General features: G+C 69.2%; 18 protein-coding genes. 7 read left to right on the top strand and 11 right to left on the bottom strand.

Annotated features, from left to right (window positions below; translation table 11 throughout):
* The 7 genes from ACM14_RS23680 to ACM14_RS23650 form a co-directional block, all read left to right on the top strand.
* On the top strand, positions 1-1021 hold a 1021-nt coding region (locus ACM14_RS23680; protein ID WP_065347483.1), incomplete at its 5' end, for a DUF3108 domain-containing protein.
* A gap of 205 nt (positions 1022-1226) precedes the next feature.
* Positions 1227-1520 (top strand): DUF3567 domain-containing protein, encoded by a 294-nt coding sequence (locus tag ACM14_RS23675; protein WP_012203054.1) that lies wholly within the window; start codon positions 1227-1229, stop codon positions 1518-1520.
* A 241-nt stretch (positions 1521-1761) separates the two neighbouring features.
* Positions 1762-3210: a nitrate/nitrite transporter gene (locus ACM14_RS23670; RefSeq protein ID WP_034390051.1), complete on the top strand. Its 1449-nt coding sequence runs from the start codon at positions 1762-1764 to the stop codon at positions 3208-3210.
* A 13-nt stretch (positions 3211-3223) separates the two neighbouring features.
* Positions 3224-4765 carry an FGGY family carbohydrate kinase gene (locus ACM14_RS23665; RefSeq protein ID WP_065347482.1) on the top strand — a complete coding sequence of 514 codons (1542 nt, stop codon included), beginning with the start codon at positions 3224-3226 and terminating at the stop codon, positions 4763-4765.
* Positions 4762-6444, top strand: coding sequence for a glycerol-3-phosphate dehydrogenase/oxidase (locus tag ACM14_RS23660; RefSeq protein ID WP_065347481.1), 1683 nt, complete (start codon positions 4762-4764; stop codon positions 6442-6444). The genes ACM14_RS23665 and ACM14_RS23660 overlap by 4 nt, the downstream gene beginning before the upstream one ends.
* A complete protein-coding gene (locus tag ACM14_RS23655; protein WP_043820319.1) occupies positions 6438-7988 on the top strand; it encodes an FAD-binding oxidoreductase in 1551 nt (516 codons plus the stop codon). The genes ACM14_RS23660 and ACM14_RS23655 overlap by 7 nt, the downstream gene beginning before the upstream one ends.
* 1 nt (position 7989) lies before the next feature.
* Complete coding sequence (locus ACM14_RS23650) at positions 7990-8556, top strand: glycerol-3-phosphate responsive antiterminator (RefSeq protein WP_012203049.1); 567 nt, start codon at positions 7990-7992, stop codon at positions 8554-8556.
* A gap of 8 nt (positions 8557-8564) precedes the next feature.
* On the opposite strand, the gene ACM14_RS23645 is transcribed toward ACM14_RS23650, so the two are convergent.
* The 11 genes from ACM14_RS23645 to ACM14_RS32290 form a co-directional block, all read right to left on the bottom strand.
* A complete protein-coding gene (locus ACM14_RS23645; protein WP_034390043.1) occupies positions 8565-9659 on the bottom strand; it encodes an AbrB family transcriptional regulator in 1095 nt (364 codons plus the stop codon).
* A 71-nt stretch (positions 9660-9730) separates the two neighbouring features.
* Positions 9731-10309: a hemerythrin domain-containing protein gene (locus ACM14_RS23640; RefSeq protein WP_065347480.1), complete on the bottom strand. Its 579-nt coding sequence runs from the start codon at positions 10307-10309 to the stop codon at positions 9731-9733.
* Positions 10306-13899 (bottom strand): LAGLIDADG family homing endonuclease, encoded by a 3594-nt coding sequence (locus ACM14_RS23635; protein WP_065347479.1) that lies wholly within the window; start codon positions 13897-13899, stop codon positions 10306-10308. The genes ACM14_RS23640 and ACM14_RS23635 overlap by 4 nt, the downstream gene beginning before the upstream one ends.
* 55 nt (positions 13900-13954) lie before the next feature.
* Positions 13955-14632, bottom strand: coding sequence for a carbonic anhydrase (locus ACM14_RS23630; RefSeq protein ID WP_065347478.1), 678 nt, complete (start codon positions 14630-14632; stop codon positions 13955-13957).
* 14 nt (positions 14633-14646) lie between these two features.
* The gene (locus ACM14_RS23625) at positions 14647-15468 is read right to left on the bottom strand and encodes a peptidylprolyl isomerase (protein ID WP_065347477.1); all 822 of its coding nucleotides are present in this window, start codon (positions 15466-15468) and stop codon (positions 14647-14649) included.
* Positions 15469-15562: 94 nt separating this feature from the next.
* Positions 15563-16300: a respiratory nitrate reductase subunit gamma gene (gene narI / locus ACM14_RS23620; protein WP_065347476.1), complete on the bottom strand. Its 738-nt coding sequence runs from the start codon at positions 16298-16300 to the stop codon at positions 15563-15565.
* The gene (narJ, locus tag ACM14_RS23615; RefSeq protein ID WP_065347475.1) at positions 16297-17010 is read right to left on the bottom strand and encodes a nitrate reductase molybdenum cofactor assembly chaperone; all 714 of its coding nucleotides are present in this window, start codon (positions 17008-17010) and stop codon (positions 16297-16299) included. Before narJ ends, narI begins: the two co-directional genes overlap by 4 nt.
* 11 nt (positions 17011-17021) lie before the next feature.
* The gene (narH, locus tag ACM14_RS23610; protein ID WP_065347474.1) at positions 17022-18563 is read right to left on the bottom strand and encodes a nitrate reductase subunit beta; all 1542 of its coding nucleotides are present in this window, start codon (positions 18561-18563) and stop codon (positions 17022-17024) included.
* Between the two features lie 18 nt (positions 18564-18581).
* The gene (locus ACM14_RS23605; RefSeq protein WP_065347473.1) at positions 18582-22367 is read right to left on the bottom strand and encodes a nitrate reductase subunit alpha; all 3786 of its coding nucleotides are present in this window, start codon (positions 22365-22367) and stop codon (positions 18582-18584) included.
* Between the two features lie 47 nt (positions 22368-22414).
* Positions 22415-23875 carry an MFS transporter gene (locus ACM14_RS32295; RefSeq protein ID WP_012203039.1) on the bottom strand — a complete coding sequence of 487 codons (1461 nt, stop codon included), beginning with the start codon at positions 23873-23875 and terminating at the stop codon, positions 22415-22417.
* A 16-nt stretch (positions 23876-23891) separates the two neighbouring features.
* Complete coding sequence (locus tag ACM14_RS32290) at positions 23892-25214, bottom strand: nitrate/nitrite transporter (protein WP_012203038.1); 1323 nt, start codon at positions 25212-25214, stop codon at positions 23892-23894.
* Between the last annotated feature and the right edge of the window lie 122 nt (positions 25215-25336).

The following is a 25336-nucleotide window of genomic DNA, read 5'->3' as shown; positions in this document are numbered from 1 at the left end:
GCTGTCCCTGCCCGAGCCACCCGCCCCCCCGCCTGCAGCGCCCGTCCCCGCCTCGAAGGCGCCTGCGCCCAAGCCGCAACAGCCTCGCCCCAAGGTCCAGCGCCCGGCACCCGCCGCACCCGCGCCCACGCCCGAACCGCTGGACACGCCCATCCGCGAAACCGTGGAGCCCTTGCCGATGGCCGCAGCGCCGGAGCCTGCCGCATCGGAAGCCTCTGAAACCGCCGATGCCGGCAGCGGGCCAACCCCGGCCACGCCGTCGGCGCCGCCCGCTCCCAAGCCCGAACCCGAAACACCGTCCACTCCCTCGGCCGGCCCGGCCCAGGGCATGGCCATCACCTCGCCCGACGGCACGCCGCTGGCCTCCGACGCCCCCGTTCCCGTGCAACTGCCCGATCCCGCGCGGCTGTCGTTCGCCGTCACCGGCCAGGCCAAGCGCTTCAACTACTCGGCCAGTGCCGAGCTGGTCTGGCGCCATGCCAACGGCCAGTACCAGGCCAGCCAGGAAGTCAGCCTGTTCCTGCTGGGCTCGCGCTCGCAGACCAGCGCGGGCCGCATCACCGACAGGGGCCTGGAGCCCAGCCGCTTCAACGACAAGGCACGCAAGGAGCAATCGGCGCAGCTGGCGTTCGACCAGAACCTGGCGCACTTCAGCACGGGCGCGCCCGATGCCGCCATCGCGCCCGGCGCGCAGGACCGGCTCAGCGTGTTCCTGCAACTGTCGGCCCTGCTGGCGGCGGCGCCGCAGCGCTACCCGGCGGGCACGCAGATCAGCTTCATCACCGTCAGCGCACGGCGCGCCGACCGCTGGACCTTCCGCGTGGGCGAGACCGAGACGCTGGACCTGCCCTCGGGCAGCACGCAGGCGCTGCGGCTGGACAAGATCGCGGCGGCCGGCGATGACCAGCAGGCCTCGCTGTGGCTGGCGCCATCCATGCAATACCTGCCCGTGCGCATCCGGCTGGCGCAGGACAACGGCGACTTCGCCGACCTGCAGCTCAAGGGCCGCCAGGCGCCCTGATCGCGGGTAGGCCGGCACTTGCAGGCACCGCTGCCGCCCGCCTACCACAGCGCGGCCTGCGGCGCACGCCGCCGCGCATGCCAATCCGTGGAATACTGCATGCAAGTGCCTGTGATAGATCGGGACCCCCACGGTTCTTGAAATCCGGCGCTTCGCAGCCATGTAGGCTGTGCGACGCCCGGCAACGGGCCAGAAAGGGAACACCATGCAAATGCTTTACGACTCCGAATCTTTTGTGGTGCTCCATCTGCGTCCCGACATGGATCCGGATGCAACGGCTGGCAATGAGGCAGTCGACACCGCCCGCCAACTGCCACGCCACGGCTTCGAGATCGTGGACAAGCGCTCGGGCAAGGAGGTCTACCTGGACGGTTCCTGGGCCGAGATGTTCCAAAAGCAGATCATTGCCTGGCAGCTCGATGCCCCCACCGAGGAAGAGGTGGAAGACGCGCTGGATCGCTACGCCGGCCTGGCCCAGCAGCCCGTCGTGGTCCACTGACAGCACACAGCGCACGGCCCCCTGAAGGGGCCGCGTGCCAAGCCCGCCGCAGGTTCTCTGCGGCGGGCTTTTTCTTTGGGCGCGGCCATTGCGCGGACCCTGGTGCTTTCACCGATCCGCAGCGAGCGCCTCCTGCCTAGAATCCTGAGCGCAGGTTCAAGATTTGAAGACCATCTGTGAGATGGTCTTGTCGCGCCTGTGTGGTGTGCGCCGGCCTCTTGCAGACAACCAGGAGGCAGCGATGCAAACCACAGGCCACAGCATTCGTGGCGTTCAGGATGTCATCTCGTACATCGACGCACGCCAGGGCATTTCAGGCCGCGCCGGCACCATCTGGTGGCTGGCACTCGGCGGCCTTTTCCTCGACGCCTTTTCCAACTCCGCGCTCAGCGTGGGCCTGGGGCCCATGACGCGCGACCAGCAGCTCACGCCGGCCGAGGTGGCCTGGATGACGTCGCTGGCCTCCTGGGTGTCCATCGCCTTCAACCCCATCGGCGGCTGGATGGCCGACCGCTGGGGCCGCATGCGCCCGCTGGTCATCGCCAAGGTGCTGGCCGTGGCCGGCGCGCTGCTGGTCAGCATGGCGCCCGACTACGCCACCATCCTCTTCGGCCGCTTCTTCGTGGGCGCGGCCTATGGCATCGACTTCGCCATCGCCATGGCGGTGCTGGCCGAATTCACGCCCGCCCGCCTCAAGAGCCGGCTCAATGTCTGGCAGGGCATGTGGTACATGGCCGTGTGCAGCAACCTGGTGCTGGCGCTGTGGTTCCACTCCTGGGACGTGGGCGATTCGCTGTGGCGCTACTCGGTCGCGGCCACGGCCGTGTTCGGCGTGTTCATCCTGGGCATGCAGGCCGCGCTGCTGGTGGAAAGCCCGACCTGGCTGGCACGCAAGGAGCGGCTTGATGACGCGGCCCGCGCCATGACGCGCATCTATGGCCAGACCTTCAGGGCCGCGCCCCTTGCCGAGCGCCTGCCCGTGCTCAACCCGGCCCGGCGCGGCCTGGCCAATGTGCTGCTGATCTTTCGCGGCATCTACCTGCCGCGCACGCTGCTGGCGGCCACGGTGCAGATAGGCCAGTCCATCCAGTACTTCGCGGTGGGCTGGTACCTGCCGCTGATCAGCGCCTCGCTGTTCGGCAAGGACTTCCGCGAGGCCACGCTGGGCGCGCTGGTGTTCAACGTGTTCGGCATCGTCGGCGGCTTCCTGTCGCCCGTCATCGGGCGCCGGCTGGGCCTGCGGCGGGCCTCGGCCTTCGGCTTTGCGCTGGTGTTCCTGATGCTGCTGGTGCTGGGCCTGTTCAACGGCCGCATGCCCATCTGGCTGGCCGTGGCCGTGCCCTCGCTGTTCATCCTCTTTCACTCGGGCGGGCCCGGCGCCAACGGCAAGAGCCTGTCCACGCTGTCGTTCCGCAGCGAGCTGCGCGCGGGCGCCAACGGCGTGATCGGCGCGCTGGGCGCCATGGGCGCGGCGCTGGGGCTGCTGGTGTTCCCGCTGTTCCGCCAGCAGTACGGGCTGGAGAACACCTTCCTCATCCTGTCCGTGGTGCCGCTGCTGGCCAGCATCGTCTGCTTTTCCATCCGCTGGGACCCCACGCGCACCACCGTGAACCCCGACGACGAGCCCGGCGCGCCCCAGTTCGCGGACGATGCCGCCCCGCCCGCCAAGGTCGCTCAAACCACCGCCTGAAAGAGACCACCCCATGCACCATGAAGCCGTGATCCTTTGCATAGACGAAGGCACCTCGGGCACGCGCGCCGCCGTCGTGGGACGCGACGGGCAGGTGTCCGCCCAGGACTATCTGCCGCTGGAAATCCACTGCCCGCGCCCCGGCGTGGTCGAGCAGGACGCCGACCTGCTGCTGGAGCGCACGCTGGACGTGTGCCGCCGCGCCATCGCCCGCGCCCAGGGCTGCGGCCAGCAGATCGTGGCCCTGGCCATTGCCAACCAGCGCTGCTCGGCCGTGCTCTGGGATACGGTCACGGGCCGGTCGCTGGCGCCCATCATGGTCTGGCAGGACTCGCGCCACCGCGACGAACTGGCCCTGCTGGCCGGCGACTGGGATGCCCGGCTGATCCGCCACGCGGGCCGGCCCGTGGGCGTGCGTTCGCCCTACCTGTGGGCCGCGCGCAAGCTGCGTGAGGATGCGGCCGTGGCCCGTGCCTGGCAGCAGCGCCGCCTGGCCTTCGGCACCATCGACTCCTGGCTGCTGTGGCATCTGTCGGATGCGCGCGCCGTGGTCACCACGCCCACCAATGTGACCTCGGGCAACGCCTATGCATTGGGCGATCACCGTTATCTGCAGGACTGGCTGGACGCGCTGGAGTTTCCCGCCGAACTGCTGCCCCGCCTGTGCGAGGACGTGCAGGACTTCGGCCGCACGCGCACCGAGCTGCTGGGCCTGGCCGTGCCCATCCTGGCCTGCGCGGGCGACCAGCATGCGGCCGCCGTGGGCCTGGGCTGCCTGGAGCGGGGCCAGGCGCTGTGCGTGCATGGCACGGGCAGCTTCGTCGATGTGCTCACGGGAACAAAGCTGCCCACGCATGACGCGGCCCATGAAAGCTCGCTGACCATGACGGCGCGCCGCATGGGCGGTGTCTCGCGCTATGCCATCGAGACCTATGTGCCCACCACCGGCTCGGCGCTCAACTGGATCTGCGAGAAGCTGCAGTGGTTCGACAACCCGCAGCAGATCAGCACCCTGGCGGGCGAGGCCGAGACGCCGGCCGACCTGGTCTTCATCCCCGCGCTCACGGGCCTGCGCCTGCCGGCCATGGAGCCGGGCGCGCGGGCCTCGATCTCGGGCGTGTCCATGGCCACCTCGCGGCCGCAGCTGGCGCGCTCCATCCTCGAAGGCATTGCGCATTCCGTGGCCTCCTGCGTGCAGGCGGACGAGGCGGCCTCGGGCACCGAGGTGGGCGAGCTGCTGGTGGGCGGAGGCCTGTCGGGCAGCGATGCGCTGCTGCAGATCCAGGCCGACCTGGGCGGCCTGCCCGTGCGCCGTCTGGCCGATACCGACAAGGCCAGCCTGCGCGGCATCGCCTTCATGGCCGGCAGCGCGGGCCTGCTGTGGGACGGGCTGGAGCAGGCCTGCGCCACGCTGCGCACCGAAGCGGTCTTCACCCCGCGCATGGCGGCCGACGAGCGCGGCGAGCGCCGCCGCATCTGGCGCGCCCGCGTGGGCGACGAACTGGCCCGCGCCCGGGCCCCCGGCCGCAGCGCCGCCCTGGAGGGCTGCGCATGATGCAATGGCCCTTTGGCAAGGAGCGCAGGGACAGCGCCGCACTGACCCAGACCGCGCCGCTGCAGCTGCAGCGCGCGGACCAGCTCGCGCGGCTGGGTGACGAGGCCTTCGACCTGCTGGTCATCGGCGGCGGCATCACCGGCGCCTATGCGGCGCTGGACGCCAGCCTGCGCGGCCTGCGCGTGGCGCTGGTGGAGAAGGACGACTTCGCCTCGGGCACCTCGTCCAAGTCCTCCAAGATGGTGCACGGCGGCCTGCGCTACATCGAGCAGGGCAACCTGGGACTGGTGCGGCACTCGCTGCTGGAGCGCCAGCGCCTGCGTCGCAATGCGCGGCACCTGGTGCAGCGCCTGCCCTTCCTGTTTCCGGTGATGGAGCGCGACGGCGTCTTCGACGCCCGCCTGGCCAAGGCCTTCGGCAGCCTGCTGTGGACCTATGACCTGGCCGGCGGCTGGCGCGAAGGCATCCTGCACCGCAAGCTCGGCAAGGCCGAGGTGCTGTCGCACTGCCCGAGCTTTCGCGAAGAGCAGCTCCTGGGCGGCTACATGTACTTCGACGCGCGCGTGGACGATGCGCGGCTCACGCTGGCCGTGGCGCGCACCGCGGCCTTCCATGGCGCGACCGTGCTCAACCACTGCCAGGCCACCGCCGTCACGCGCAACGCCCACGGCCGCGTGGATGGCGCCATCGTCCAGGCCGATGGCCGCGAGATCACGGTGCGCGCGCGCAGCGTGGTCATGGCCACGGGCGTGTGGCTGCGCGACTGGGATGGCCGCAAGCCCGGCCAGGAGCCCCGGCTGCACGTGCGCCCCGCCAAGGGCGTGCACGTGGCCATTCCCTGGCTGCGCATACGCAACGACTGCACCGTCACCATTCCCGTGCCGGGCCGCAGCCGGCGCGCCACCATCACGCGCTGGGGCGATGTCTCCTACCTGGGCACCACCGACGAGGACTACGCAGGTGGCCTGGACGACGTGCACTGCACGCGCACCGAGCTGGACTTCCTGCTGGAAGGCGCGCGCTCCGCACTCAAGGTGGACCTCTCGCCCGAGGACGTGGTCGGCTCCATCGCCGGCTGCCGCCCCCTGGTCGGCCCGCCCGGCGGCAAGACCGTGGAGATGAAGCGCAACCACGAAATCCATGTGGCAGCCGACGGCCTGGTCACCATCGTCGGCGGCAAGCTCACCACCTCGCGCCACATGGCCGAGCAGACCGTGGACGCCGTCGAGAAACTGCTGGGCCGGCGCACGCGCTGCACCACCACCTCGGCCTTTGTGCTGGGCGCGGCCGGCTACGACGCCCAGGCCATCACGGCCACGGGCGGCCTCTCGGCCCACCTGGGCGAGCGCTACGGCACGGAGGCGCGCTTCGTCAGCGACCTGCTGGCCGCACGCCCCGAACTGGCCCGGCCCATCGTGCAGGGCCTGCCCCATACCGAGGCCGAGGTCCTCTACGCCGTGCGCCACGAAATGGCGGCCAGCGTGGACGATGTGCTCTCGCGCCGCCTGCGCGCCCGCCTCATGGCGCGCGATGCCTCGGCCCACGCCGCGCAGCGCGTGGGCGACATCCTGGCCGATGAACTGGGACTGACACCCGCGCAGGTGGCGCAACAGGTCCACGACTACCGCCGCGCCGTGGAGCGCGAAAAACAGATTTTGATGGGAGACATCCAATGCTGAGCAAAGACGCAATCGCCCGCGGCTACAACCGCCGCAACTACGTGGTGGGCGCCCCCACGACCCCGGGCTGGGCGGCGCAGGCCGCACCTGCAGCCGACCGCCCTGCCTCCGAAGGTCCTGCCTGCGGCCTGCAGCACGAACCCGTGGCCGTGCCCGAGGCCGCGCTCGCCGCACTGCGCACCGCCTGCGACCGCGTGCAGACCGAGCGCGCCGAGATCGTCGCCGGCACGCGCGACTGGTGGGCCCGCACCATGGTGGCCGAGACCTCGGGCCACCCGGCCACGCCGCAGGCCGTCATCGCCCATGCATCCACCGTGGAGCAGGTGCAGGCCGTGATGCGCATTGCCGACGCGCACGCCATTCCCGTCACCGTCTCGGCCGGGCGCAGCAACGTCACGGGCGCGGCCCTGCCCCTGCGCGGCGGCATCGTGCTGGACCTGTGCGAACTCAATCGCTTCATCGCCATGGACGAGCAAAGCCAGATCGTCGAGGTCGAGGCCGGCATGTTCGGCGACGTGTTCGAGGAAACCATCCAGCGCCGCCACGGCATGACCATGGGCCACTGGCCCTCGTCCTTCGGCATCAGCACCGTGGGCGGCTGGGTGGCCTGCCGGGGCGCAGGCCAGCTGTCCACGCGCTACGGAAAGATCGAGGACATGGTCCACGGCATGGATGTGGTGCTGGCCGATGGCCGCCTCGTCACCGTGGGCGGCTACGCGCGCGCGGCCATCGGGCCGGACCTGCAGCAGCTGTTCATCGGCTCGGAAGGCACGCTGGGCGTGATCGTGCGCATCCGCTTCAAGCTGCACCGCCTGCCCGACCACGGCCGCGCCATCGCCTATGGCTTCGCCAGCTTTGCCCAGGGCCTGGAGGCCTGCCGCCAGATCCTGCAGCAAGGCGCCAACCCCGCCGCGCTGCGGCTGTATGACGCGCTGGAAAGCGGCGTGCAATTCGGCCGCAGCGACCTCAACGTGCTGCTGATCGCCGACGAAGGCGCGCCCGAGATCGTCGATGCCGTCATGGCCATCTGCGAACGTGTGTGTGCACCTTTGGGTGAACGGCTGGACGGCGCCGCCACCCTGGAGCGCTGGCTGGACACGCGCTACCTGACCGGCAAGAGCGCCGAGGGCTTCAAGAAAGGCCCGGGCTTCGTCGCCGACACGCTGGAGATGTGCGGCCCCTGGAAAGACCTGCCGGCCATCTACGAGGAAGTGGTCGCCGCCCTGCAGGCCATCCCCGGCACCCTGGCCGGCTCGGCCCACCAGTCGCATGCCTATGTGGATGGCGCCTGCCTGTACTTTTCGCTGCGCGGCGAGGTGGCCGTGGACCAGCGCGCCCAGTGGTACCGCGCGGCCTGGGACGCGGCCAACGCCGTGCTGCTGCGCCACGGCGCCACGCTCAGCCACCACCACGGCGTGGGCCTGCTGCGCGCGCCCTACATGCGGCAGTCGCTGGGCCCGGCCTTTGCCCTGCTGGAGGCCACCAAGCGTATGCTGGACCCCAAGAACCTGCTCAACCCCGGCAAGCTGGGGCTGGACCTCTGACATGGGCCGCCCGGACAACTCCCTGGGCGCGCGGCTGGCGCGCCGCCCCGTCATCGCCACCCTGTACGGAGCCGAGCAGATGGACGCGCTGCTGGCCAGCCAGGCCGAAGTCGCCATCGTCGCCAACATCGAACTGCGCCGCCTGCGCTCGGTGATCTCCACCATCACCGGGGCGGGCAAGATCGCCATCGTCAACATCGACAGCTGCGACGGCATCTCGCCCGACAAGGGCGGCGTGGACTACCTTGTGGACCTGGGCGCCAGCAGCCTGCTGTCCACGCGCGTGGCCACCATCCAGCGCGCCAACAAGGCCGGGCTGCTGACCATGCAAAAGGTCTTCGTCACCGACCGCTCCACCTGGCCGCGCAGCATCAAGGCCGTGGAGCAGAGCGACCCCAACCTCGTGCAGATCATGCCCGCCCCCATGCTGGCCCACATCACCGAGGCCGAGCGCCGCATCCTGCCGCCCCTGGTGGCCTCGGGCTTCGTCTGCAGCCAGGAGCAGGTCCAGCAGGCGCTGGCCGGTGGGGCGATTGCGGTGTCTACCAGCGACAGTGGGCTGTGGTGAGGTGGACCCTAGGCCGTGCGCGACGCGGCCGGCCCGCGCGCCTCCACCCAGCGGAACAGCGGCGCCACCAGCAGCAGCACGGCGATCAGCCGGCAGACCTGGAAGGCCGTGACCACGGGCACGCCCAGCTGCAGCACCTTGGCGGTGATAGCCATCTCGGTGATGCCGCCCGGCGAGGTGCCCAGCAGCAGCGTGACCCAGGGCAGGTCCACGGCCAGGTGCAGCAGCCAGGCAAAGCCCGCGCAGATCGCCATGAGCCCCACGGTGCCCACGGCCACGGAGCCCAGCCAGCGCGGCGCGGTGTGCAGGAATTCGCGCTTGAAGCGCACGCCCAGGCTGATGCCGATCACCAGCTGTGCCGCATTGACCAGGGCCTGGGGCACGGCCGACAGTTCCTGGCCGCACATGGTCAGCAGCATGGACACCAGCAGCGCGCCCAGGAACCAGGGGTTGGCGCGCTTGAGCCGGTCCATGGCCCAGGCGCCCAGGCCCGTGAGCACGGCCAGCAGCGCCAGCCCCGGCCATTCGACGATGCGGATGCTGGGAGGCGTCAGCCCCTCCAGCCCATGCAGGCCGCTCCACTGCAGCGCAAACGGAATGCTCACGGTGACGATGACCAGGCGCAGGCTGTGGCTGGCCGCCACCAGGTCGGTGCGCGCGTTCTCGCGCTCGGCCAGCAGCGTCATTTCAGAGGCCGCGCCAATGGCGCCCGCGAAGTAGGTGGTGGCGCGCATCTCGCCAGCCGGTATCTGCGGCATGCGCGGCGCATGCACGCGGTACAGCCAGGCGCCGAAGCCCCAGCCCAGCAGCAGCGCCCAGACGATGGCCACGGCAATCGCCCACCACAGCCCCGCGATCAACTGCACCACGGCCGGAGTGAAATACAGGCCCAGCGAGGCGCCGATGATCCACTGCCCGCCGTTGCGCAGCCGGCCCGCACTGGCCGTGGGCGCGCCCAGGATGGAGGCCAGCGAAGTGGCGATCAGCGGCCCCAGCATCCAGGGCAGCGGCGTGCGCAGCCACAGGCACAGCTGGGCGGCGGCAAAGGCGCCCAGCAGGGTCAGTGCGATGCGAAGCAGGAAAATGTGGCGGCGCTCGGGCATGGCAGGCGAGGCGGGACAGGTTCAAAGCCTGCGAGTATCGCCGCGCCGGCTCCCGCGCGCTGCCGGCGGCGCTATCTCCGTGACAGGTCAGCGCCGCGCCGCACGGCCATCTCACGGCCCATGGCCGCCTGCGTTGCCTCTGGCAGCAGGCCGCGCGCCTGCGGGTAGGCCAGCCGCTCTTCATTCTCGACATGGCTGGCATAGCAGGCCGCGAAGCGTTCGAACACCGCCTCGTCAGCCGCGCCAAAGCCCTGGCAACGCCCCTCGGCCATGTCCAGCAGCGGCTGGCGCGCCAGCGCCCAGTCGGCGCTCATCAGGCCATGCTCGCGCTGCAGGCGCTGCACCAGGGCCACGGTCTGCGCATCGCCCTGCTCCAGCAGCGGCGGGAAGACATGCAGCTCCTCGTCCTCATGGTGCAGCGGCGCCGCCTGGTCGAAGTAGCGCAGGATGTCGCGCGCCGCCTGGCGTGCGCTGTCGTCGCAACCTTTGGTCTGGAGATGCACGCGCAGCCGGTCCAGCAGCGCCAGCATGCGCAGCACGCGCTCGTGGCAGGCTTCGAGCATTTCGAAGGGCTGGTCGAAGCCCGTGCCGGGCGCGCGCCAGCCGGGCACGGCATCGCCCTGCGGGCGCGGGGCCACGGTAACTTTCACCCGCAACTCCCCAGATGGCCGCAGGCCGTGCAGTACTCGCAGCCGTCCTTGCGGATCACGGCATGGGCGCCGCATTCCTCGCATTTGCGGCCGGCCATGACCATGGGGTCGGTGACAAGAGCTTCGGGCTCGGGCAGCGGCGATGGGGCGGGCGGTACGCCGCTGCCGCGCCGGGCCAGGATGTTCTGCACCGCATAGGCGATGGCGGCCACCTCGGAGTCGTGCCACATGGGCACGTGCGTGCCGTCGTCGCGCTGGTGGGTGCCCAGGCGCACGGGGCCCCGGTCCCAGGCCACCTTGCGCATGTCGCTGAGGGCGCGCTCCAGGAAGCCGCCGCGCGCGGCCAGTGACAGCAGGCGCATGCTGGAGGTCACCCATTGCTGGGATTCGCCGCTCTGGCCCACGGGCATGAAGAATTCGATGGCGCGGTCCACCGTGCGGCCATCGGGCAGGACCACGGGCAGGAAGGAGACGACCAGGTACAGGCGCTTGGGACCCTGCTGGGTCCAGTATTCGATCTTCTCGGCCACGGCGTCCAGCGCGCCCTGCGGGCGGCTTTCTATCACGGTGCGCAGCGGGTCGGGTGCGGAAGCCGCCGCTCCCGCCGGCGCGGGGGAGGCCGGCTTTTCAGCAGATTCGGGCGCATGGGTCTCGAGCACGGCGCCCAGGATGGTGTTGGGCCGGTAGGTGGCCAGGCCCTTGAGGCCGGCCTTCCAGGCCTGGCGGTACAGGTCCTTGAAGTCCTCGTAGGGATAGTCGGCGGCCACGTTGACGGTCTTGGAGATCGCCGTGTCCACGAAGGGCTGCACGGCCTGCATCATGGCGATGTGGCCGGCCGCAGGCATCTGCAGCGCGCTGACGAAGTAGTCGGGCAGCTGCTGCACGTCGCCGCCCAGCGAGCGGTACAGGCGCCAGGCGTGGTCTTCGACCGCGTACTCGGCGCTGCCGCCATCGGCCGTGCGTTTCTTGCGCTTGTAGGTCCAGGAGAACGGCGGCTCTATGCCGTTGGAGGCGTTGTCGGCAAAGGCCAGGCTGACCGTGCCCGTGGGCGCGATGGACAGCAGGTGGCTGTTGCGTATGCCGTGCTGGCGTATGCGCTGGCGCAGCGCATCGGGCAGGCGGCTGGCGAAGGTGCCTTCGGCCAGGTAGCCATCGGCGTCGAACTTGGGGAAGGCCCCCTTCTCGCGCGCCAGTTCCACCGAGGCGCCATAGGCCGCATCGCGCATGCGCTCGGCAATGCGCGCGGCCATGACGCGGCCCTCGGGCGCGTCGTAGCGCAGGCGCAGCATGGCCAGCGCATTGCCCATGCCCGTGAAGCCCACGCCGATGCGCCGCTTGGCCTCGCTTTCCTCGCGCTGCTGCGGCAGCGGCCACCAGGTCAGCTCCAGCACGTTGTCCAGCGCACGCACCTGCACGGCCACGGCACGCTCGAAGGCCTCGAAGTCGAACGCAGGCTCGCCCGCGAAGCCGAACGGATGGCGCACGAAGCGCGTGAGGATGACGGGGCCGAGGTCGCAGCAGCCGTAGGAGGGAAGCGGCTGTTCGCCGCAGTTGTGCACATACAGGCCATTGGCGTCGAAGGCGTGGCAGTCTGCCACCGTGACGTCATAGACCATTTCCTCGCCGTCGCTCTCCAACGTCTGGACGGTGGCAGTGAAGCGCTCACGGTTCGGGGTGCGCCGGTACTGGGCCAGGGCCTGCTCCAGCCTTTCGGCCTTGTCGGTGTCCGCAAGGCCTATGCGGTCGGCGAAGATGCCAAGGTTGTCGCCGCTGATGACCAGTTCATGCTGTGCCTGGGTTGCATAGTCGCGCTGGCCGCCTTTGCCGTCGGGCATGGCGCGCAGTTGGGCTGGCCGACGGTTCTCATAAATCGTCGAAGCCATGCCCTGGCGCAGCAGCATGCGCTGCACGGTACGCAGCAACTCAGAATCGCTCTGGGACAGGCGCAGGCTTACGCCCTTGTCCTGTGTGCCCTGGACCGATCCATCGGCATCAAACAGGCCGCGCAGCAGCCCTGCGGAAAATGCAGAAGAGGCCGCTTCCATGGACTTGGTGATGCACTTGCGCCCTGGCTCCATCCCCATGCCAAGCGCCAGATCGCGCAATGCGGCACTGGCCATGCGCGCCTCGCCACGTCCCGCCACTGGCCGCTGGAATCCACGGAAATCCGCGCGGTGGCGCAAGCTGGCGGCTGCAGCCTCGGCGGCCTGCATGATGCCTGCCGCGCCCGTGGCGGCATAGGCCACCGCACTGCTGGCGTTGCCTGCGACCTGGCGCAGCTCGGGCGCCCATACGCTGATCACCGCCTTGTCGGCCTTGAGGGTTCCATCGCCTATCAGCAGGCCCAGCAGGTAGCCTTCGGCCTCGGTGCCCTGCCCATTCCAGCCTTGAAGCGCACGGTGGTTGTGCAGCAGTACCTCATCGCCTGCCTGCAGTTGGGCGGCCGGAGTCCATTCAGCCTGCAACGCGTAGCGCGTGCGGCGAGCGACACGCCGCACCAGATGGTCTGCGGTCAGGCGCAGCACCTGGCCCTCGCGTGTGGTCAGCCGCAGCACCGGCTTGCGGCCGGTGGCAAAGAAGCCCGCACTTTCGGTGGCGTAAACCTGGCCGTCGACCACGGCGCCAAATGTCTTTCCGACGAGGTCTGCAACCTGGGCTGGTCCCGACTCGGTGAGCACCCAGGTATCTGCCGTGACGCAAGGATTCGTCGCCGCGATCTCCTCGCAGTAGCGCAGGTTGTTGTCGTCGTTGATGTGGTCCAGGAAGAGGATACCGGGCTCGGCGAAGTCGTAGGCCGAGCGCATGATGGTGTCCCACAGCGTGCGGGCGGGCAGGGTCTGGTAGACCCACTGGCCGTCGGCGCGCTGGTGGGCACCCTGCTCCAGCAGGGCGGTGCCGGGGCGGGCGCGATGCACCAGGTGCCAGGGCTGGTCTTCGGCCACGGCCTGCATGAAGGCGTCGCTGACGCCGACCGAGACGTTGAAGTTGTTCCAGCGACCCGGCGTGCGCTTGGCGGTGATGAATTCGAGCACGTCGGGGTGGTCGATGCGCAGCACGCCCATCTGGGCGCCGCGCCGCGCGCCCGCGCTTTCCACGGTGGCGCAGGACTGGTCGAAGACGTTGATGTAGCTGCACGGGCCCGAGGCCAGCGAGGCGGTGGCGCGCACCTCGGCGCCGCGGGGGCGGATGCGCGAGAAGTCGTAGCCCACGCCGCCGCCGCGGCGCATGGTTTCGGCGGCTTCGCGCAGGGCTTCGTAGATGCCGGGGTAGCCGCCGTCGTCCACGCCCTGGATGCAGTCGCCCACGGGCTGCACGAAGCAGTTGATCAGCGTGGCCTGCAGGTCGGTGCCGGCCGCGCTCATGATGCGCCCTGCGCCTATGGCGCCGGCCTGCAGGTTGGCCAGGAACAGGGCCTCGCATTCGGCGCGGCGCGCCTCGGGCTCGACCGAGGCCAGGGCGCGGGCCACGCGGGCGTAGAGCTCGCCCACGCCGGTCTCGCCGTTCTTGAGGTATTTCTCGCGCAGCACATCGAGGCTGATGGGCTGCAGATCCGCCGCGTCCTGCGCGCGGCCCAGGTTTTCGCGATGCATTGGCATGGCTCCCGTGTTGACTTGCCTGCCGCCGTCCCTGGCACTTGCTCGGGCCTCAGTCGACAAGCACTTGTCCATCATGCTCCACGTAGGGCGGGTACGGCCCGGTGCCGCTGTGCGGAGCTTGAGATGCCGCAACAAAGCGGCCGGTCTGGACATCGAAGACATGGACTTCGCCATCTTCGATGACATAGTGCCATCCGTGCAGGCTGAGCTGCCCGGCCTCTACCCGCGATCGCACCATGGGATAGTCCATCAACCGTTCGAGCTGCAGCACGACGGCGCGCTGCTCGGTGCGGCGCAGCGCCTCGGGGCCGGCCTGCACGGGCAGCACGGCCTCGCGGCCCAGGTCCAGCCAGCGCTGCAGGTTGCGTGCCTCGGGCGAGACTTCTCCATACAGGGCCTTGATGGCTCCGCAGTGGCTGTGGCCGCAGACCACGATGCGGCTGACCTGCAGGTTGAGCACGGCGAATTCGATGGCCGCCGCCGTGCCGTGGTGGCCGTGCGATCCGTCGTACGGCGGCACGAAGGCGCCCACGTTGCGCACCAGGAACAGCTCGCCCGGCGGCGCCCCCGTGAGCAGGTAGGGCACGAGGCGCGAGTCCGAGCAGCCGATGAATAGCGTAGTGGGATGCTGGCCCTCTTCGACCAGGGTGCGGAACTGCGCGCGGTACTGCGAGAAGGCGTGCTCGTGGAAGCGCCGCAGGCGCAGCAGCAGTTCGTCGTCGGGCATGGGCACTTCCCCGGCTATTGCACCAGCGGCGAGTCGGCCGCAGCGATGCGCACGCCCACCACTTCGGACTGGCCGGCCAGCAGTTGCAGGTACTGGTGGAGCGCGCTCACCCAGGTCTGCTGGTGCAGGGCCTGGGCGACGGCCGGGCGCGCCTGCTGCCAGTCGGGCAGCACGCCCGCCTCGCGCGCGCAGACCTCGACCACGTGCAGGCCGAAGCGGCTGTGCACCAGGCGCGGCAGCACGCCGATTTCCTGGGAGGCAAAGACATCGCGCGCAAATTCGGGCGCGCAGTCGCTGCGGCCCAGCCAGCCCAGTTCGCCGCCATGCTGGCCGCTGGGGCAGTTGGACCATTGGCGCGCGGCCTCGGCAAAGCGCAGGCCGCAGTCGTCGGCGCAGCGCAGCTCGATCAGCAGGGCCTCGGCCCGCTGGGTGAGGGCGCGCACGTCCACGCCGGGCGTGACGGCAAACAGCACGTGGCGCAGGCGCACGCGCTCGCCCTGGGCGAAGCGCGCGGGGTTGGCATCGAAGTGGCGGCGGCAGGCGTCCTCGCCGGGCTCGGGCAGGTGCAGTGATTGCTCCAGCAGCTGCTCTATGGCCTGGGAGGCGCGCTCGCTGATGACGCCGTCGTCGCCGGCCGCATCATCGGCGCCCAGCAGGCCTTCGCGCTGGGCCGCCTGGCGCAGCAGCTCGGTGCAGGCGCGCTGGCGCAGTTCGCGCTCGGGCGGGCGCTGTCCGGGTGCGTGCAGCGGCGTGTTGTTGATGCGGGCCACCTCGGCCCCGGCCTCGCCCACGGGCTGGAAGGCGGGCACTTCGGGAATCGCCGGGAGATCCCCCATCGGGGCAGAAGAAGTAGAAGAAGAAGGGGTTGAAGACGCGCAGCCGCAGTGGCCGCCGCCCGATCCGTTGCATCCATGTTCCATGTCGATCTCCTCAATGGCCGGGCTTGGCATCACGGCGTGCCGCTGATGCGGGCAGGCCCAGGCGGCGCGAGCGCACCAGCTGGTAGGGGCGCAGCAGGTAGACCAGGGTGCCGAAGCCGCTCCAGACGTGGACCAGGCGCGTGAAGGGGAAGACCAGGAAGATGCTCATGCCCAGGAACATGTGGGCCTTGAACACCCAGCCGGCCTCGGCCAGCAGTTCGGCCGCGCCGCCACGGAAGGTGACGATGCGCTGCGCCCATTCGGCCAGGGCCATCATCATGGAGCCGTCCATGTGCTTTGCCGACAGCGGAATGGTGGCCAGGCCCAGCAGCAGCTGCAGCCACAGCAGCCAGAGGATGGCGATGTCGCTGAACCTGGAGTTGGCGCGGATGCGCACGTCCGACAGCCGGCGGTGCAGCAAGATGGTGAGGCCGATGAAGCCCAGCGTGCCCGCGATGCCGCCGCTGACCATGGCCAGCAGCTGCTTGGCGCCTGCGGCCATGAAGGGCTCGTAGACGAAGTGCGGCGTGAGCATGCCCACGGTGTGGCCGAAGAACAGGAACAGCACGCCGATGTGGAACAGGTTGCTGCCCCAGCGCAGGCTGCCGCTGCGCAGCAGCTGCGAGGAGTCGCTCTTCCACGTGTACTGGTCGCGGTCGAAGCGCAGCCAGCTGCCGATGAAGAACACGGCCAGGCAGATGTAGGGGTAGAGGCCGAAGAGCAGGTGGTCTATCCAGGAGGGGGTCATGTCAGGCTCCTTTGGCGGGGTCCTTGGGCTTGGGGCGCCGCCGTGCGGCGCACGAAATGCACGGGCTGCTCGGCGCCGGGGCGCGATTGGCCCTGGCTGCTGCAGCCGTCGAAGGCGGCGGGTTCGGCCCAGGCCTCGTCCATGGCGGTCTCGGGGCGGATTTCCACGCGTTCGGCCCTGTGGCCGGTGATCTCCAGCACGGCCGCGATCACGCTGGCATAGGGGCTGTCGCGCCGCGCCAGCGCCGTGAACAGGGCGTTGAGGATGTGGGCCATCTCGCCCAGGAATTCACGGGCGATGGCCGGCGGCTGGGTGGAGGCGAACTCCAGCACCACGGCCAGGTGGTCGGGCAGTTCGTCGGCCTCGAAGGCCAGGCCCGCGCGCTCGTAGGTCTGCTGCAGGTCGATCAGCGCCGGGCCCCGGTCGGCCGAGTCGCCGTGCACATGCTCGAACAGGTGCAGCGAGGTCTGGTGGCCCCGGTCGAAGGTGTCCACGTAGCGGGCCTCGGCCTCGAAGGGGTCCATGGCCTGCAGCTGCTCGGCCAGCTGCTGCAACTCGCGCAGCCGCGCGGGCGCCACGGATTGCTCCAGGCGCAGGGCGTCTATCAGGCCCGGCAGCAGGGCGCGCAGCTCGGCGCCGGGGTAGCCGATGAGGCAGGCCAGCGCGCGCAGCGTCAGGCGCACGGGGGTGGAGGTGTTGTGATTGAACATGGCGGCAGTCCTCACATTTGCGCGCGGATGGGGATGGTGCGCGGCTTCTTGCCGCCGAACAGGCTGGCGTCGGTGCTGCCGTCGGAGCAGCCGTTGCCGAACGAGAAGCCGCAGCCGCCGCGCAAATCGAACGCGCTTTCGGCGTATTCGCGGTGGGCCGAGGGGATGACGAAGCGGTCCTCGTAGTTGGCGATCGCCATGGTCTGGTACATGTCCTCGACCTCGTCCACCGTCAGTCCCGCGTACTGGAGCACGGCCAGGTTCTGTTCCTGGTCCACGTGCTTGCTGCGCTGGTACGCGCGCATGGCCAGCATGCGCTCCAGCGCGCGCACCACGGGCGTGGTGTCGCCGGCGGTGAGCAGGTTGGCCAGGTACTGCACGGGGATGCGAAGCTGCGAGACATCGGGCAGGTCGCCATTGATGGGGCTGCGGCCGACACTGTCGAGATGCCCGGCGTTCGCCGCCGAGGTGATGGGCGACAGCGGCGGCACATACCAGACCATGGGCAGGGTGCGGTACTCGGGGTGCAGCGGCAGGGCCACCTTCCAGTCCACGGCCATCTTGTAGACAGGGCTGGACTGGGCAGCCTCGATCCAGGCGTCGGGGATGCCGTCGATGCGGGCCTGGCGGATGACCTCGGGGTCATTGGGGTCCAGGAAGATATCCAGCTGCGCCTGGTAGAGGTCGCGGTCGCGCTCCACGCTGGCCGCTTCCTCGATGCGGTCGGCGTCGTACAGCAGCACGCCCAGGTAGCGGATGCGGCCCACGCAGGTTTCGGAGCAGACGGTGGGCTGGCCGGCCTCGATGCGCGGGTAGCAGAAGATGCATTTTTCGGCCTTGCCGCTTTGCCAGTTGTAGTAGATCTTCTTGTAGGGGCAGCCCGAGACGCACATGCGCCAGCCGCGGCACTTGTCCTGGTCGATGAGGACGATGCCGTCCTCCTCGCGCTTGTAGATCGAGCCCGAGGGGCAGGACGCCACGCAGGCCGGGTTCAGGCAGTGCTCGCACAGGCGCGGCAGGTACATCATGAAGGTGTTCTCGAACTGGCCGTAGATGTCCTTCTGGATCTGCTCGAAGTTCACGTCATGGCTGCGCTTGCTGAATTCGCCGCCCAGGATTTCCTCCCAGTTCGGACCCCATTCGATCTTCTCCATGCGCTGGCCCGAGATCAGGCTGCGCGCGCGCGCCGTGGGCGCGGCCTTGCTTTCCCTGGCCGACTGCAGGTGCTCGTAGTCGTAGGTGAAGGGTTCGTAGTAGTCGTCGATCTGGGGCAGGTTGGGGTTGGCGAAGATGCGCATCAACAGGCCCCACTTGCCGCCCTGGCGGGGCGCGATGGAGCCGTCCGTGCGGCGCATCCAGCCGCCGTTCCACTTGGCCTGGTTTTCCCACTCGCGCGGGTAGCCGATGCCGGGCTTGGTCTCGACGTTGTTGAACCAGGCGTATTCGACGCCGGGGCGGCTGGTCCAGACGTTCTTGCAGGTGACGGAGCAGGTGTGGCAGCCGATGCACTTGTCCAGGTTCAGCACCATGCCGATCTGTGCGCGGATTTTCATCGTGTTTCTCCTTGTTGTTCAGGCATGGGCGGCCGCGCCGGCCGGAGCTTCGTCATCCAGCCAGTCGATGCGGCGCATCTTTCGGACCAGGACGAACTCGTCGCGGTTGGTGCCGATGGTTCCGTAGTAGTTGAAGCCGTAGCTGTACTGCGCGTAGCCGCCGATCATGTGGGTGGGCTTGAGCACGATGCGCGTGACCGAGTTGTGGATGCCGCCGCGCGTGCCGGTGATCTCCGAGCCCGGCGTGTTGATGGTCTTCTCCTGCGCGTGGTACATCATCACCATGCCCGGCTTGACGCGCTGGCTGACCACGGCCCGCGCCGCGATGGCGCCGTTGGCGTTGTACAGCTCCACCCAGTCGTTGTCGGCGATGCCGGCGCTCTTGGCGTCGTCCTCGCTGAGCCAGACGATGGGGCCGCCACGCGCCAGCGTGAGCATCATCAGGTTGTCGCCATAGGTGGAGTGGATGCCCCACTTCTGGTGCGGCGTGATGAAGTTCAGCGCGATCTCGGGGTGGCCGTTGGGCTTTTGGCCCTGCACTTCCTGCAGCGCCTTCATGTGCACGGGCGGGCGGTAGCTGACGAAGCCTTCGCCGAAGTCGCGCATCCACGGATGGTCCTGGTAGAACTGCTGGCGGCCGGTGAGGGTGCGCCATGGGATCAGCTCATGCACGTTGGTGTAGCAGGCGTTGTAGCTGACCTTCTCGCTTTCCAGGCCCGACCAGGTGGGCGAGCTGATGATCTTGCGCGGCTGGGCCTGGATGTCGCGAAAGCGGATCTTCTCGTCCTCGCGGTGCAGGGCCAGGTGGGCGTGCTCGCGCCCCGTCTGTTTCGACAGCGCCTCCCAGGCCTTGACGGCCACGTGGCCGTTGGTCTCGGGCGCCAGCATCATCACCACCTCGGTGGCGTCGATGTCGGTGACGATGCGCGGGCGGCCCTGGCTCACGCCTTCCTCGCGCACCAGGCCGTTGAGCTCGCCCAGCTGCTCCACCTCGGTCTCGGTGTTCCAGCCGATGCCCTTGCCGCCGTTGCCCAGCCTGTCCATCAGCGGGCCCAGGGCCGTGAAGCGCTTGTAGAGGTTGGGATAGTCGCGCTCGACCACCGCAATCTGCGGCGCGGTCTTGCCGGGGATCAGGGCGCACTCGCCCTTCTTCCAGTCGCGCACGCCATCGGGCTGGGCCAGCTCGGCGGGGGTGTCGTGCATCAGCGGCGTGAGCACCACGTCCTTTTCCACGCCCAGGTGGCCCACGCAGACCTCGCTGAAGGACTTGGCGAAGCCCTTGTAGATCTCCCAGTCGCTCCTGGCCTGCCAGGCCGGGTCCACGGCCGCCGACAGCGGATGGATGAAGGGGTGCATGTCGCTGGTGTTGAGGTCGTTCTTCTCATACCAGGTGGCCGTGGGCAGGACGATGTCCGAGTACAGGCAGGTGGTGCTCATGCGGAAGTCCAGCGTGACCAGCAGGTCCAGCTTGCCTTCGGGCGCCTTGTCGTGCCAGCGCACTTCCTGCGGCTTGGCTTCATCGTGGCCCAGGTCTTTTCCCTGCACGCCATGGGTGGTGCCCAGCAGGTGCTTGAGGAAGTACTCATGGCCCTTGCCCGAGCTGCCCAGGATGTTGGAGCGCCACACGAACATGTTGCGCGGCCAGTTGGCCGGGTGGTCGGGGTCCTCGCAGCTCATGGACAGCGAGCCGTCCTGCAGGGACTGCACCACGTGGTCCTTCACGTCCAGGCCCTGGGCCTGGGCGTCGCGCACCAGCTGCAGCGGGTTGGCCTGCAGCTGCGGCGCGCTGGGCAGCCAGCCCATGCGCTCGGCGCGCACGTTGTAGTCGATCATGGCGCCGCCGTACTGGCTGCGGTCGGCCAGCGGGGACAGCACCTCTTCCACGCCCAGCTTCTCGTAGCGCCACTGGTCGGTGTGGGCGTAGAAGAAGCTGGTGGAGTTCATCTGGCGCGGCGGGCGCAGCCAGTCCAGCGCAAAGGCCAGCGCGGTCCAGCCGGTCTGCGGGCGCAGCTTTTCCTGGCCCACGTAGTGCGCCCAGCCGCCGCCGCTCTGGCCGATGCAGCCGCACAGCATCAGCATGTTGATGATGCCGCGGTAGTTCATGTCGCAGTGGTACCAGTGGTTCATGGCCGCGCCGATGATGACCATGGACTTGCCGCGCGTCTTCTCGGCGTTGTCGGCGAACTGGCGCGCAATGGCGATCACCTGGTCACGCGGCACGCCGGTGATCTTTTCCTGCCAGGCCGGGGTGTAGGGCGCATCGGCGTCATAGCCGCCATCAGCGCCCTCGCCGTCCAGACCGCGGTGGATGCCGTAGTTGCCCGCCAGCAGGTCGAACACGGTGGCCACGATGGCCTCCTCGCCGTCCAGCACCATGCGCGAGACGGGCACGCGGCGCAGCAGCACATCCGTGCCCTGCTCGTTGGCGTCGAACCCCGGCGACTGCAGGCCGCCGAAGTAGGGGAAGGCCACGTCGGCCACTTCACTGTCCACGCCCTGGCCGTCCAGCACCGAGAGCTTGAGCTGCACGTCGTTGCCCGTGCGCGCCTCCTTGGATTCGAGGTTCCACAGGCCCTCGTCGGCGCGGCCGGCCTCGCCCCAGCGAAAGCCGATGGAGCCGTTGGGCAGGGCCACGCCGCCGTCCTCGCCGTAGGCCACGGTCTTCCACTCGGGGTTGCTGTCCTGGCCCAGGTGGCCGTCGAAGTCGCTGGCGCGCACATAGCGCTCGGGCACCAGGGCCGTGCGGCCGTCGGGCAATTGCTGGCGCTTGAGGCGGATCAGCAGCGGAAGGTCGGTGTAGCGGCGCGCATAGTCCTCGAAATAGGCCGGGCGGCCGCGCTCGCCGAAGTAGAACTCCTTGAGGATGACGTGGCCCATGGCCATGGCCACGGCGGCATCCGTGCCCTGCTTGGGGTGCATCCACAGGTCGGCCAGCTTGGCGACCTCGGAGTAGTCGGGCGTGACGGCCACGACCTTGGCGCCCTTGTAGCGGACCTCGGTGAAGAAGTGGGCGTCGGGGGTGCGCGTCTGGGGCACGTTGGAGCCCCAGGCGATGATGAAGTTGGAGTTGTACCAGTCCGCGCTCTCCGGCACGTCGGTCTGCTCGCCCCAGGTCTGGGGGCTGGCCGGCGGCAGGTCGCAGTACCAGTCGTAGAAGCTCATGCACACGCCGCCGATCAGGCTCAGGTAGCGGCTGCCTGCGGCATACGAGATCATGGACATGGCCGGAATCGGCGAGAAGCCGATGATGCGGTCCGGCCCGTGCTTCTTGATGGTGTAGACGTTGGCCGCCGCGATCATGCGGTTGACCTCGTCCCAGCTGCTGCGCACGAAGCCGCCCAGGCCGCGCTGCTTTTGCCACTCGCTGCGCGCATCCGCGTTCTCGACGATGGCGGCCCAGGCATCGACCGGGCTCCTGGCCACGGCCAGTGCGGCGCGCCAGTGCTTGAGCAGCCGGCCGCGCACCATGGGGTATTTGACGCGGTTGGCGCTGTACAGGTACCAGCTGTAGCTGGCGCCGCGCGCGCAGCCGCGCGGCTCGTGGTTGGGCAGGTCGGCGCGCGTGCGCGGGTAGTCGGTCTGCTGGGTCTCCCAGGTCACGATGCCGCCCTTGACGTAGATCTTCCACGAGCACGAGCCCGTGCAGTTCACGCCGTGCGTGGAGCGCACCACCTTGTCATGCGCCCAGCGGTCGCGGTAGGCGTCTTCCCAGGTGCGGTCCTCGCCCGTCACCTGGCCATGGCCGTTGGAGAATTCCTGCCGGGGCAGGGAGAAGTAGGAAAGCTTGTCCAGAAAATGGCTCATCGCGGGACTCCTTGTTGTTCGTTGCGGTGCGGTCTGCAGCCCGGGGCTCAGCAGGGCATCTCGGCGTTCCTGCGCGCGTAGTACCACCAGGTCACGCCCACGCACAGCACATAGAAGGCGGCAAACACCCACAGCGCCAGCTCGGGCCCGCCCGTGGCGGCGATGGAGCTGCCGTAGCTCTTGGGGATGAAGAAGCCGCCGTAGGCTCCCAGCGCGCCCGCAAAGCCCAGGGCGGCCGCGCCTTCGGTATTGCCCTCCTTGAGGGCATGGGCCTGCGCTTGCTCGCTGGGATGGGCGCCGAGCTCGCGCTGCTTGAGCGCCAGGAAAATCGCCGGGATCATGCTGAAGGTCGATCCGTTGCCGATGCCCGTGGTCAGGAACAGCACCAGGAACATCAGGAAGAAGCCCATGAAGCTGCCCTCGGCAGGGCCGAAGCCCAGCGCGTAGCCGCCGCTGCCCTTGGGCAGGAAATACAGCACGCCCACCACGGCCACGGCCATGACGAGGAAGTTCCAGAACGTCACGCGCGCGCCGCCCGCCTTGTCGGCCAGCCAGCCGCCAAAGGGCCGCGACAGCGCGCCCAGCAGCGGGCCCAGCCAGGCATAGGCCAGCGGGTTGACCGCCGGGAACTGGCTCTTGATCAGCAGCGGAAAGCCGGCTGCAAAGCCGATGAACGAGCCGAAGGTGCCCAGGTACAGCAGGCACATCACCCAGTTGTGCTTGCGCCGGAAGATGGCGGCCTGGGCCGCGAAGCTGGCCTTGGCGTCGGCGATGTCGTTCATGCCGAACCAGGCGGCCAGCGAGGCGATGGCGATCCACGGCACCCAGATGAAGGCCGCGTTCTGCGCCCACACCCGGGTGGTCTCGCCGGCCTTGGTGATGGTCTGCGCATCGCCGCCGAAGACGCCGAAGATGCCGGCCGTGATCACCAGCGGGCTCAGGAACTGCACCACCGACACGCCCAGGTTGCCCAGGCCCGCGTTCACGCCCAGGGCCGAGCCCTTGCGCTCCTTGGGAAAGAAGAAGCTGATGTTGGCCATGCTGGAGCTGAAGTTGCCCCCGCCCAGGCCGCACAGCAGGGCCAGGATCAGCATGGTCGGATAGCCGGTGCTGGCGTCCTGCACGGCGTAGCCGATGCCGATGGCCGGGATCAGCAGCGAGGCCGTGGACAGCGCCGTCCAGCGGCGCCCGCCCATCAGCGGCACCATGAAGGAATAGAAGATGCGCAGCGTGGCGCCCGACAGCGCGGGCGCGGCCGCCAGCCAGAACAGCTGGTTGGTGGAGTAGGTGAAGCCCAGCGCGGGCAGGTTCACGGCCACCACGCTCCAGACCTGCCAGATGGCAAAGGCCAGGAACAGGGCGGGCACCGAGATCCAGAGATTGATCCTGGCGATGGCCTCGCCCTCGCGCTCCCAGAACTGCCTGTCCTCGGGGCGCCAGAGGGTCAGCACGCTGCCGGGGCGGCTGCGCGCGGATGCCTTTGCGGCGGTCTTGGTGTTCGCATGCATGTGCAACTCCTGCGGTTCAGCGCGCGGCCGGCTGCACATCGCTGTGGCCGCCGTGGCTGTTGAGCACGTCGGTGCGGCGCACCTCGGTGAAATACATCCAGATCAGCGACACCCAGACCACGCCGTACAGCAGCATGAAGGCGCTGGAGCGGATGCCCGTCCAGTCCAGCAGCACGCCGAACAGGATGGGCAGGATGAAGCCGCCCATGCCGCCGGCCAGGCCCACGATGCCGCTGATGGCGCCGATGTTTCCGGGGTAGTCGTCGCTGATGTACTTGAAGACGCTGGCCTTGCCGAAGGCCATGGCAATGCCCAGCACGAACATCAGCGCGGTGAAGGCATAGACGTTCAGGCCCAGGTGAAAGCGGGTGCTGCCCTCGGTGGTGAGCACCGTGAAATCGGTCTGCGGATAGGACAGCAGGAACAGGCAGATCCAGCACACCCACAGCACCCACCAGGTCACGCTGTGTGCGCCGTACTTGTCCGACAGCCAGCCGCCGATGGCGCGCAGCACGCCGCCCGGCAGCGAAAAGCAGGCCGCCAGCAGCGCCGCCACGCGGATGTCCAGGCCGTACTCGCCCACGTAGTACTGCACCATCCACAGGCTCAGCGCCACATAGCCGCCGAAGACGATGCTGTAGTACTGGCAGTACTTGAGCACGCGCGGGTCCTTGAGCGCCTTCAACTGGTCGCTGAAGCGCACATTGCTGGGCACCAGGTGGGCCGGGTCGCTGTGGCTGAACAGCCAGAACAGCACCAGCGCGCCCAGCATGATGGCCGCATAGGCATGCGGCACGGCGGCCCAGCCGAAGGCCACCAGGATCACCGGCGCCACGAACTTGTTGACCGCCGCACCCGAGTTGCCCGCGCCGTAGATGCCCATGGCCATGCCCTGGCGCTCCTTGGGAAACCAGCGCGCCACATAGGGCGTTCCCACCGAGAACGAGCCGCCCGCCAGGCCCACGAACAGGCCGATGGTCAGGAAGTGCCAGTACTCGGTGGCATAGCCCATCACCCAGATCGCGGGCACGGTGACGGCCATCAGCACCGCCATCACGATGCGCCCGCCGAAGCGGTCGGTCCAGATGCCCAGCGGCACGCGCACCAGCGAGCCCGTGAGCACGGGCATGGCCGTGAGCAGGCCGAACTGCGTGGCGTTCAGATCCAGCATCTTCTTGATGGGGATGCCGATGATGCCGAACATCATCCAGACCATGAAGCAGACGGTGAAGGCCAGGGTGCTGACGGCCAGGACCGACCAGGCCTGGCGGTCGTGGCGTGTGCCTGTGCTGGTGCTCTTTCGGGGGTCGCCCTGTGCGGTGGGCGCTGTGTTTGCCATTTTGTTTTCCTCGTGGGGGCTATGGCATCCATGGTCCCGCGCGAGGGCCGCGCCGCACATCCGCCAGCCGTACGCTCGGACAAGGCGGAAGAACTAGGAGCGCGCAGGCGGGCCTAGTTCCA

The sequence above is a fragment of the Delftia sp. JD2 genome, from assembly GCF_001682645.1.
GTDB lineage: Bacteria > Pseudomonadota > Gammaproteobacteria > Burkholderiales > Burkholderiaceae_C > Comamonas > Comamonas acidovorans.
Note: the sequence above shows the minus strand (reverse complement) of the source record. Positions and strands in the feature narration are given on the sequence as shown.